The 10,279-nt window shown below is 59.8% G+C and carries 10 protein-coding genes and 1 pseudogene; 1 reads left to right on the plus strand and 10 read right to left on the minus strand.

The features are described 5' to 3' along the window. Nucleotides 1-41 precede the first annotated feature (41 nt). From AC1RPZ_RS26760 to cbiE, 10 genes and pseudogenes are all read right to left on the minus strand, one after another. A pseudogene (locus AC1RPZ_RS26760) lies at nt 42-350 on the minus strand (iron chelate uptake ABC transporter family permease subunit); the annotation flags it as partial. A gap of 73 nt (nt 351-423) precedes the next feature. Then, entirely contained in the window at nt 424-1,806 is a 1,383-nt protein-coding gene (locus tag AC1RPZ_RS26765; protein ID WP_493140827.1) for a PepSY-associated TM helix domain-containing protein, read from the minus strand. Between the two features lie 123 nt (nt 1,807-1,929). Next, a complete protein-coding gene (locus tag AC1RPZ_RS26770) occupies nt 1,930-4,059 on the minus strand; it encodes a TonB-dependent copper receptor (RefSeq protein ID WP_493140829.1) in 2,130 nt (709 codons plus the stop codon). A 91-nt stretch (nt 4,060-4,150) separates the two neighbouring features. After that, entirely contained in the window at nt 4,151-4,552 is a 402-nt protein-coding gene (locus tag AC1RPZ_RS26775; RefSeq protein ID WP_493140831.1) for a DUF2946 domain-containing protein, read from the minus strand. A 54-nt stretch (nt 4,553-4,606) separates the two neighbouring features. Beyond that, nucleotides 4,607-5,086: a copper chaperone PCu(A)C gene (locus AC1RPZ_RS26780; protein ID WP_493140833.1), complete on the minus strand. Its 480-nt coding sequence runs from the start codon at nt 5,084-5,086 to the stop codon at nt 4,607-4,609. Between the two features lie 47 nt (nt 5,087-5,133). Next, the gene (locus AC1RPZ_RS26785) at nt 5,134-5,535 is read right to left on the minus strand and encodes a DUF2946 domain-containing protein (RefSeq protein WP_493140835.1); all 402 of its coding nucleotides are present in this window, start codon (nt 5,533-5,535) and stop codon (nt 5,134-5,136) included. Nucleotides 5,536-5,573: 38 nt separating this feature from the next. Continuing rightward, nucleotides 5,574-5,975 (minus strand): helix-turn-helix domain-containing transcriptional regulator, encoded by a 402-nt coding sequence (locus AC1RPZ_RS26790; protein WP_493140837.1) that lies wholly within the window; start codon nt 5,973-5,975, stop codon nt 5,574-5,576. A gap of 106 nt (nt 5,976-6,081) precedes the next feature. Continuing rightward, nucleotides 6,082-6,804, minus strand: coding sequence for a cobalt-precorrin-6A reductase (locus AC1RPZ_RS26795; protein WP_493140839.1), 723 nt, complete (start codon nt 6,802-6,804; stop codon nt 6,082-6,084). Continuing rightward, nucleotides 6,801-7,898, minus strand: a complete 1,098-nt coding sequence (locus tag AC1RPZ_RS26800) for a cobalt-precorrin-5B (C(1))-methyltransferase (protein WP_493140841.1) — start codon at nt 7,896-7,898, stop codon at nt 6,801-6,803. The genes AC1RPZ_RS26795 and AC1RPZ_RS26800 overlap by 4 nt, the downstream gene beginning before the upstream one ends. Then, a complete protein-coding gene (gene cbiE / locus AC1RPZ_RS26805) occupies nt 7,891-9,102 on the minus strand; it encodes a precorrin-6y C5,15-methyltransferase (decarboxylating) subunit CbiE (RefSeq protein WP_493140843.1) in 1,212 nt (403 codons plus the stop codon). Before cbiE ends, AC1RPZ_RS26800 begins: the two co-directional genes overlap by 8 nt. Nucleotides 9,103-9,424: 322 nt before the next feature. Between cbiE and AC1RPZ_RS26810 the strand changes: the two genes are divergently transcribed. Next, nucleotides 9,425-10,195 carry a hypothetical protein gene (locus AC1RPZ_RS26810; protein WP_493140845.1) on the plus strand — a complete coding sequence of 257 codons (771 nt, stop codon included), beginning with the start codon at nt 9,425-9,427 and terminating at the stop codon, nt 10,193-10,195. Nucleotides 10,196-10,279 lie beyond the last annotated feature (84 nt).

Consider the following 10,279-nt stretch of genomic DNA (forward strand, 5'->3'; position numbering starts at 1 on the left):
GGCCGACCTGGTGAAATAAAGGCCTGCCTAACGGCAGGCCGTTACCGGCCCGCACACAAAAAATCTGACAGTCCCGCTGCTGTGGCCACACCGATCGGCAAGTCTTCCGGGGCAATCAAGGTCCGTGCCGCGACATCCACCCAAACGAGGAAAACACTGCCGAGCAACACGCACACCGGCAGCAAGCGCCGGTGTTCCGCACCCACCAGACGCCGGGCAATGTGCGGCACCATCAGCCCGACAAAACCGATCGAACCGCTGATGGACACCAATACTCCGGTCATCAGCGAAGCAATCAAAAACACCCGCAAGCGCACGGTGCGCGCATTCAGGCCGAGGGTCACGCCAGACGTCACGCCCAGCAGATGCGGATCGGCCAACGGGTTGCCTACAGTTCCGGACACTGCAGGCATCTCGCTGTATTCAGGATGAAGATGAGGCCGATTCAGGCTGGCGGTTCAAGCGCGACAGCAGCACCCGATCCAGAACCCACACCACAATCAACGAAGCGCCCACCAACGGGAATATCACCGCCAATGCGAGGATGATGACCACCCCGGTTTTCCAGGTCGGCAGGTCATGACGCAACGGCGGAACACCGAACTTGCGTTGCGGGCGGCGCTTCCACCAGATCACCACGCCACTGACGGCGCTGAGCAGGATCATCAGGCAGATCAGCAACACGACAATCTGGTTGAACGGCCCGAACAGTTTGCCTTCGTGCAGCATCACGCCCATTTCCGTGGCGCGGGCGACGTTGCCGTATTGCTGCCAGCGTACGTCGGCGAGGATTGCGCCGCTGTACTGGTCGACATGCAGGGTGGCGTCGTTGCGCGGGTCGTCGGCGAACACGGCAATGGTGAACACGCCGCTGGCGGCGGTCGGAAAGGTGATGCTGTAACCCGGCTCGACCTGGCGTTGAACGGCGATGTCCTGCACGTCTTGCAGGCTGATGGTCGGCGCGGCCGGGGCGCTGCTGCCGCTGTTGTGAGCCATGTGTTCGGCGTGGTCACCGGACATTGGCATCGGGGTGTTTTCCATGGCCCAGGGCACGGTTTGACGGGTAGCGGTGTTGAGGCTTCGGGCTTGCTGATCGGATGTGGGTACGTTGTCCCACATGGCCGCCGGGAAGCGGTTCCAGACTTCGGCGTATTGCTTGCCCCAGAAACCGGTCCAGGTCATGCCGCTGAGCAGCATCACCAGCAAAAACGCTGCGCCCCAGAACCCGGTCACGGTGTGCAGGTCACGCCAGAGCACACGTCCGCGACTGCTGAATCGTGGCCACACGATCCCCGCACCGGTTCGCCCGCGTGGCCACCACAGGAATACCCCGGAAACCACCAGCACAACGCCCCAGCCAGCAGCGAGTTCGACCAGCCGATCACCGACGGTGCCGATCATCAACTCGCCGTGAATCGCCCGGGCGATGGCTTGCAGGTTGTTCTTCGCGTCCTGCTCGCCGAGGATATCGGCGTGATACGGGTCGATGAAGACATTGAGCTCGCTGCCGGCATTTTTAATCACAAACTGTGCACTGCGTTCGGCGTTGACCGGTGGCAGGTACTGCTTGATCTGGCCCTGTGGATAAGCCTCTTTGACACGCCGCAGCAGTTCGTCGGCACTGACCGTGTGATGGCCGGCCGGCACATTGAGCAGGCTGCCATACATCAGTGGATCGAGTTGCGGTTTGAGCAGGTAGACGATGCCGGTCAGGGCCAGCATCACCATGAATGGTGCAACGAACAGCCCGGCATAGAAATGCCAGCGCCAGGCCAGGTTGTAGAAGGACACTTTAGGTTGGCTCATTGGGAGCGCTCCGCTTGGCGATTCAATTGTCTTGGAAAAGATCGCAGCCTCCGGCAGCTCCTACAGGCGCACGGCGTTCCAACGTAGGAGCTGCCGAAGGCTGCGATCTTTTGACTTTTCTTGTTAGAAGCTCATGTCGACCTTGGTCCAGAACGTGCGGCCTGGTTCGTTGATCGCTTGCGGGTCATTGGCCGGGTAGCCGAACCCGGCGTTGCCGGCCAGGTTCAAGTGCTCGGCGTAAGCCTTGCCAAACAGGTTGTCGACGCCGGTACTGACCTTCCAGTGCTTGTCGATCCGGTAGGCGCCGTTGAGCGAGAACACACCGAAACCCGGGCTCGTGCCGTAGTCCTTGCCGACCACGTTGCCTTTGTTCTGGTCGATCCGGTTCTGCGCCGCGACCACTCGCCACAAGGCGCCGGCGCTCCAGTTGTCTTCGCTGTAGGTCAGGCCGAAACGTGCATCCAGCGGCGGCATTTGTGGCAACGCAGTGCCGTTGCTGGTGTCTTTGCCCCAGGCATAGGCCAGGGTCGCGTCGGCTTTCCAGTGGGACGTGAGGTTGTAGGCTGCGCCGAGTTCACCACCGATGATTCGCGCGTTGATGTTTTCGGCCCGTGAGGTCATGCCCATCATGCCGGGGGTGTAATCGAACAGGATGTAGTCGTGCACTTCGCCGACATAACCCGAGACCCAGGCTTCGAGGTCTTGGGTTTTGTATTGCAGGCCGAAGTCGAGTTGGGTGGTTTTCTCGGGCTTGATCGAGTCGAAGGCGTTGAGCGAACCGGCAGGGCCGGACTTGGGCGAAAACAGCTCCCAGTAATCCGGGAAGCGTTCAGCGTGGCCGAGACCTGCGTAGAGCGTGGTCGGGCTGTCCGCCAGGTCATGCTCATAGCGCACGAAGCCACTCGGCAAGGTCTCGGCGCGGGACTTGTCGGCGGTCGGATTGGGTCGGCTCATCATCCCGGAACCGATGGTCTGGCGAAAATCCTTGGCCGAGGCGCGGTCCAGTCGTGCTCCGCTGATCAGGCGATCATGGTCGGCGGCGTACCAGGTCAGCTCACTGAAAACGCCGTAGTTATGGAAGTCCGCATCCTTGTCGCGTGGCACGTCCTTGAAAGTATCGATGCCCATGGCGGCGCGCTTACGGTGTTCGTTGGTTTGCGCATCGATGCCGCTGATCAACTGCACATCGGCCCAGCGCCAGGTGGCCTTGATCCGCGCGCCGAGGGTTCGGCGGTCGACGTTGGAAGCCCGGGGGCCCGCCATCATCCCGGTGCTGGGCGGCGTGCGCAGGGTGTAGTTGTCCATCACGTGGTCGGCGTAGTTGTAGTAGACCTGCGCTTCGACTTTATCCAGCACTTCGCCGAGGTTCGATTTCTCGAAACGCAGGCCCAGGCTTTCGCGCTTGAACTGCGAACCGTCCATGCCACGCCCGGCAGAACGTGCTTCGCCGTCGCCCTTGCCGGCGGTGAGTTCCAGCAAGGTGTCGGCGTCCGGGGTCCAACCGACGGCCACATCGCCGTTCCACTTTTCGTAGCGCGATGGCACGGTGTCGTTGTTGCCGTCACGGTAATCGTCGGAGTGCGCGGTGTTGCCGATCACCCGTATGTAGCCCAGTGGGCCACCGGCAGCGGCGTCGACGAGTTTGTCGAAACGCCCGTTGGAGCCGGCCAGCAGGCTGGTGTTAACCCTCGTGCCCAGCTCACCGAAGCTTTCCGGCTCGCGGTCGAACAGGATGGTGCCGGCAGAGGCGCCAGGTCCCCAAAGAACGGTTTGCGGGCCTTTGATCACGGTCAGCTTGTCGTAGGTTTCCGGTGAGATGTAGGAGGTCGGGGCGTCCATCCGGCCAGGGCAGGCACCGAGGATCATGCCGCCGTTGGTGAGGATGTTCAGCCGCGAGCCGAACATGCCGCGCAGTACCGGATCGCCGTTGGTGCCGCCATTGCGAACCAGCGCGAAACCGGGAATGGTCTTGAGGTAATCGCCTCCGTCGCTGGCCGGCACCGGTTGGCGCGGGTCTTTGGGGTTGGTGACAATGGTCAGCGGTGAGCTCGGGGCGATGGCAGTGATCACCGTTGGGCTCAGTTCCTCAGTGTGTTGGCTGTGATCAACCGGTTGTTCGGCCGCACTGGCCAGCGGGGAAAGCAGGGCACCGCACAGAATGGCGGTGGCCTGTTTGAAGCGGGCGCGTGGCGCGTTCAGGGCGAAGGATGCCTGAGCAGCGCTCAAGCGTGTGTCAGCAGAAAACCTGGACATAAAGGTTCCATCAATCAGTCGTCAACAACACGGCCAGCAGCCTGCGGCTGTCGTTCTCTACAGTCGGCCGTATGAGTAGTGGTGTGGGTGTTTACGCGACGATGGGCGGGGCGCGGGTGCGGGCGCCGGGGAAGACGGTTTGCCGGGCATGGCCCAGGCGGGGAGAGGGATTGATGAAGTGATGGGCTGGCGGTGTGTCGAATGCGGCGAACGCCAGGCTGCCGGGCAGCGCCGGGCAGTTGAAGAGCAGGCTGCAATAGCCGCACTTTTCCCAGAGCGCGTGATGGTCGGGCTTGGGGGAGCAGTGTTCGGCGGCAGGTTGCGCGTCATGCTCGGTATGGGCGTTCGCCGACATGTCCATGTTCATGGACATCGGCATGCGTTGATCCATCGGCATCGACTGAGAAATCAGTGGGCCGATAAAGATCATCAACATGGCGAACAGGCTGATCCAGCTGCCGCGCGCAACCTTCAACGAAGGTTTACGCAGCACTGATCGCCTGACGCTGAGCGAGCGCCGTGCGTTCACAGGTTTTTCAGGCTGTGATTACTGGGCGTGCTTGTGCTCTTCGGTGCTGGCGGGCGGTTGCTTCTGTACCGCGACCTCAACGGTCACATCGCCGGATTTTTCGAAATGCAGGGTCAGCGGGAAGCGCTTGCCGTCGTTCAACAGGCTGCGGTCTTTGAGCTCCAGCAGCATCACGTGATAAGCCATCGGTGCGAACGTGATGTCGCCGCCCGCCGGGATCTCGACGCTCGGTACTTGCTGCATTTTCATCAAATCATTCTGCATCACATGCTCGTGCAACTCGGCAATACCCGCGATCGGCGAAGCCACGCTGAGCAGGCGGTCGGCGGTTTTACCGGTGTTTTGAATCACGAAGTAGGCGGCAACCGTTGGCGCATTCGGCGGCAGTTCCTGCGACCACGGATGGGCGACGTGAATCTCGCCAGCACTGTATTCGTGGGCATTGGCAAAGCACGCGGGCAGCAGCAAAGCGGCCAGAACGATGAGTTTCTTCAACATGGCAGTTCTCCAGAACGATTAAACACGCAGATCAATTGCGAGGGTAATCAGACTAGAGGAGAAGCGCGGGGATTGAGGCTGGGCCATTGCTGGCGTGGTGTGGGCAGGTCAAGGGTCGGCGCAGGCAGGCTTCGATTGGCCTCGAAACGTGCGTAATACAGCTGCGGAACATGGCCCGGCAACGCCACCAGAGGCGCCGAGCCTGAGCAGCACCAGCAATGCTGCATGTTCGAGTGATCGTCACTCGAAGGGGCTTTTTGCTCAAGCTTGCCCAGAGAAATCGCCACCAGCTTCGTCCCGCTGGACGAGCAGAAACTGCCCCACAACAACTGCTCGGCCGGCGACTGATTGGCCGATTGGGCCATCGCGCCGGACATCGGCATGGCAAGCATGTTGAACAGCACTGCGAAGCAGGCGATCCAGGCAAATGCTAGCCGTTGTCGGGACATGGGTCATATCCGGTTGGGTGGGTGATCAAGCCGGGTATTTAGCCTGATCGAGGGCGATAAGTAAAAAACCGCCGTGCGGTGTGGTGTCGCAGCGCCTTGATCAACAGGTGCAAAATGCGGTGAGCGAGTTCCGGCTCACCGTTTCGAAAGAGTGTAGCGGCTTCGTTTTGTAATGCCCGGGCGAATTCCGGGTCTCGGTTGATTCGAGCATTGATTGTATGAAAGACGTTTCGGCTGCAGGCCATAATCGACACTTGATCGGTTGCGTGTCTGTCTGCGGAAGTCGCGGGTGGAAGGATTTGAGCTCGGCTTATATCTGATAGGGCTTCGCGGAAAAGCTCGCCATCGCCGCTATCTTCTTCAATGCAGGCTTGAAGATAGGCGGCAATTTCTCCAGGGCTTTGAATAAAGTCTGCAGGATCAAAACGGGTAAATGTCATTGCCATTTTCATTCTCGGCGCGGTTTATGCCGAGAACCATAAGCTTGAGCAGGGAAATGAAACAGTCGGCTCGTTCCTGAGATGTTGTCCGTAAAATCGTACAGTTTTATCCGAGTGTATTCAGTGCCTCCAACACCTCAACCACACTCCCAAACTCTCGCTCCACCCCAGGTAACGCCGGCCGCTTGAGGATCAACACCGGCACCCCGCGTTCGCGGGCCACTTCAAGCTTGGGTTCGGTGGCACTGCTGCCGCTGTTTTTGCTGATCAACACATCGATCTGCCGGCGTTCGAACAGCGCTCGTTCGTCTTCGATGAAAAACGGTCCGCGTGCGCCGACCACTTCGCAGCGTTCGTTGCCGGGATAAACTTCCAGCGCGCGCAAGGTCCAGAACTGCTCGGGCGGGATTTCATCCAGGTGCTGCAATGGCTCGCGGCCCAGGGTGAACAGTGGACGCCTGAACGGTTTCAGCGCCTTGATCAGCTCGGCCCAGTCGCTGACCTCGCGCCAGTCATCCCCAGCCTGCGCTTGCCACGCCGGACGGCGCAACGCCCAGCACGGGATACCGCTTTGTTGCGCGGCGGTGGTGGCGTTCTGGCTGATTTGTGCGGCGTAGGGGTGGGTGGCGTCGAGCAACAGATCAATGCCTTGATCCTTGATGAATTGCGTCAGGCCTTCAGCACCGCCATAGCCACCGACGCGCACCTGGCAGGCCAGATCGGTCGGCACCCGACCCACGCCCGCCAGGCTATAGATATGTTGCGGACCGAGGGTTCGGGCAATCGCCAGGGCTTCGGTGACGCCGCCGAGCAGCAACAGACGTTTCATTGAAAAGCTCCGGCATGACCGACGATGCCACCTTGGCGATCGATGGCAAACACCTCGACCTGAACCTGCCTGGGCACCACGCTACGGGCGAAATCCAGCGCGTGCTGGCACACCGCATCACCGAGGGCGATACCGGCGGCGCTGGCCATTGCCAGGGCTTGCTGACTGGTATTGGCCTCGCGAATACCTTGCTGCAATGCCGGGTCTGCACCGACGGCCGCCGCCCATTCGGCCAGTTGCGGCAGGTCGATGCTGGAGTGGCGGCTGTGCAGATCCATATGTCCGGCGGCGAGTTTGCTGATCTTGCCGAAGCCGCCGCACAGGCTGAGTTTATCCACAGGCACTTTGCGCAGGTGTTTGAGCACCGCGCCGACGAAGTCACCCATTTCGATCAGGGCGATTTCCGGCAGGTCGTAAACCCGGCGCATGGTGTCTTCACTGGCGTTGCCGGTGCAGGCGGCGATGTGCAGGTAACCGTTGGTTTTGGCGACATCGATGCCCTGATGGATCGAGGCGATATACGCCGCGCAGGAAAACGGCCGGACGATACCACTGGTGCCGAGGATCGACAGCCCACCCAAAATACCCAATCGCGGGTTCATGGTTTTCAGCGCCAGGGCTTCGCCGTCTTCGACGTTGACCGTCACCGCAAAACCGCCGCTGTAGCTGAACTCCTGCGCGAGCAGTTGCAGATGGTCGGTGATCATCTTGCGCGGCACAGGGTTGATCGCCGGTTCCCCGACACTCAGTACCAGCCCCGGGCGCGTGACGGTGCCGACCCCTTTGCCGGCGCTGAAACAAATACCGGGTTCACTGATCAAACGCACCTGACTGTAGAGCAATGCACCGTGGGTCACGTCCGGGTCGTCGCCGGCGTCCTTGATCGTTCCGGCTTCGGCGCCATCGCCAGTGAGACGGCAAAACTCCAGGCGCATCTGCACCTGTTTACCTTTGGGCAGGACGATGTGCACTGCGTCGCTGCTCACACCTGCGAGCAGCAGGCGCGCGGCGGCAAGGCTGGTCGCGGTGGCGCAGCTGCCGGTGGTCAGGCCACTACGCAGGGGCGCGGGTTGTTCGGCGGTTTCGTCACGCATCGAAGGGTTTAACCACGTCCAGCAAGGTAATCGGTAACGCCTGGCGCCAGGTGTCGAACGCCCCCAATGGCTGCGCCTGAGCGATATGAATCCGCGTCAGTTCGCCACCGTGTTGTTCGCGCCAGGCCATCAAGGTCATTTCACTTTGCAGGGTGACCGCGTTGGCGACCAGCCGGCCACCGGGTTTGAGCTGCGCCCAGCACGTGTCGAGCACGCCGTCACGGGTCACGCCGCCGCCGATGAAAATTGCGTCGGGCCGCTCAAGGCCGGCTAACGCCTGCGGCGCGCTGCCACGAATCAATTGCAGGCCGGGCACGCCGAGGGCGTCGCGGTTGTGTTCGATCAGTTGCTGGCGACCAGCATCGGCCTCGATGGCCAGCGTGCGGCAACTCGGATGAGCACGCATCCACTCGATACCGATCGAGCCGCTGCCGGCGCCGACGTCCCACAACAGTTCACCGGGCACCGGCGCCAGGCGAGCAAGAGTGATGGCGCGCACATCGCGTTTGGTCAGTTGACCGTCGTGCTTGAAGGCTGCGTCTGGCAAGCCGGCCAGGCGTGACTGGCGCGGCGTGGTGGGTTCGGCAATGCATTCAATGGCGATCAGGTTCAAGTCGGCGATAGCCGGGTCGATCCAGTCGCTGGCGATGCCATCGACACGTCGTTCGCTCTCGCCGCCCAGATGTTCCAGCACGGTCACCCGGCTCGGCCCGAAACCGCGCTCGCGCAACAGTGTGGCAATTGCGGCAGGGCTGTGTCCGTCGTTGCTGAGCACCAGCAAGCGAACGCCACTGAACAGTTGAGCGTTCAGCGCCGCAATCGGCCGGGCAACCACCGACAGTGTGATGACTTCTTGCAACGGCCAGCCCATGCGGGCCGCAGCGAGGGAGCAGGACGAGGGCGCGGGCAGGATCAGCATTTCATCGCACGGCACTTGCCGCGCCAGGCTGGCGCCCACGCCGAACAGCATCGGATCGCCGCTCGCCAGCACGCAGATCGGCTCACCGCGTTGCGCCAGTACCGGCTCAAGGGAAAACGGACTCGGCCAGAGCTGCCGTTCGCCACGGATGCACACCGGCAGCAAGTCCAGTTGCCGTTGGCCACCGAAAATCCGCGAAGCACCCAGCAGTGCGCGTCGAGCGTTCTTGCCCAGGCCTTTGAAGCCGTCTTCACCGATGCCTACTACTGTCAGCCAGGGGGCCATGCTGGTTCTCCGTTAACTACGATAGGCAGAGTATCTGCGCCTTTAATCAATGGTCGACATGATAACGTGGATCCGTGAAAATTAATCTTCTTCTCATACATAGAAGTGCATGCATAACAGGTGGTCATACACGGTTGGATGTTTGCATGCGCTTGCTGAAATAGTATATCTATAACTCAATGTCTGAAAGCTTTGTCAGGTTGAGCGGTCTGAGTTAGTCTGAGTTGGTGTGGGGCTCAATAATAGATAGGTGATTTTAGTTACTGTGGTATGGCGGCTGAATATCACTGTGTTTGATTAAGTTATTTGTTAAGGAATGCATATGTTGGAATTTAATATGAGGGTTTTGCCAGATTTTGAGAAACGGCTTGAGTTTTTTGACAATATCAAGTTGCCTCGTGCGATTCCGTCGATCAAGCCTCGGAGTTTCTTGGATACGTACAGTCTAGAGACGATTGATGACCGTAAGCAAAGTGCAACGGTCATTGGCGATACGTTGTTTTCTTGTATGGCTGGCCTGTCCCGAGAGGAAAAGCGTGAAGTCAAGAATAGTATTCGTCTTGCCCGCCTGATGTGCGACACATACGAAGATCGTGATGTCAGCCTCGATCTATGGATGAGGAGATTTGCCTATACGCTCAATCACGTGGGTTGGCATCTTAAGCGGGGAATGTTCGACAAGACTTATCAGAACTTTTCCGAAGTGGCTTCTCAGAAAATGCTTGATACGGTGTCAGAGCTGGGTAGCGAGCCTATGTTAAGTAACAGTCTGGCTGCTTTGGGGGCCTTGAAATACGACTCTCCAGCCCTGCTCGCTTATGCTGAGTCGAGCCTGTGTGGTGAATCCTTTCAGGTGGCGCCAGCGGGGCGTGATAGTGCAGGAAATGTAATGCTGGTAATAAACCATGCACGGTTGAAGGCTCAGCAAACAACCAATCAATTTCTATTTTTCAAATGGCAAGAAGGATCAGCGGAGTTTCGACACCACTACGCCAGTTTCACTTTGGAAAGAGAGGCCTATGCTCAAACCAAAGAGAAAACCGAAGCGATTCTCGAAGCCAATGCTCTGGAAATGTTTGAGTTGAAGGTTTGATGCTTGTCAGGACGTTCGATGCGGCGTCGAGCGCAGCGGATGACGGTGCTCACTGATGATCACGCAATTTTTCACTCTACCTTT

Source organism: Pseudomonas sp. GW822-FHT02D10 (assembly GCF_058802345.1).

Excerpts from the sequence above, each read along its gene's own strand:
- AC1RPZ_RS26765 (WP_493140827.1), bottom strand. The coding sequence starts at position 1,806 with ATGAGCCAACCTAAAGTGTCCTTCTACAACCTGGCCTGGCGCTGGCAT.
- AC1RPZ_RS26770 (WP_493140829.1), bottom strand. The coding sequence starts at position 4,059 with ATGTCCAGGTTTTCTGCTGACACACGCTTGAGCGCTGCTCAGGCATCC.
- AC1RPZ_RS26780 (WP_493140833.1), bottom strand. The coding sequence starts at position 5,086 with ATGTTGAAGAAACTCATCGTTCTGGCCGCTTTGCTGCTGCCCGCGTGC.
- AC1RPZ_RS26785 (WP_493140835.1), bottom strand. The coding sequence starts at position 5,535 with ATGTCCCGACAACGGCTAGCATTTGCCTGGATCGCCTGCTTCGCAGTG.
- AC1RPZ_RS26790 (WP_493140837.1), bottom strand. The coding sequence starts at position 5,975 with ATGACATTTACCCGTTTTGATCCTGCAGACTTTATTCAAAGCCCTGGA.
- AC1RPZ_RS26795 (WP_493140839.1), bottom strand. The coding sequence starts at position 6,804 with ATGAAACGTCTGTTGCTGCTCGGCGGCGTCACCGAAGCCCTGGCGATT.
- AC1RPZ_RS26800 (WP_493140841.1), bottom strand. The coding sequence starts at position 7,898 with ATGCGTGACGAAACCGCCGAACAACCCGCGCCCCTGCGTAGTGGCCTG.
- cbiE (WP_493140843.1), bottom strand. The coding sequence starts at position 9,102 with ATGGCCCCCTGGCTGACAGTAGTAGGCATCGGTGAAGACGGCTTCAAA.
- AC1RPZ_RS26810 (WP_493140845.1), top strand. The coding sequence starts at position 9,425 with ATGTTGGAATTTAATATGAGGGTTTTGCCAGATTTTGAGAAACGGCTT.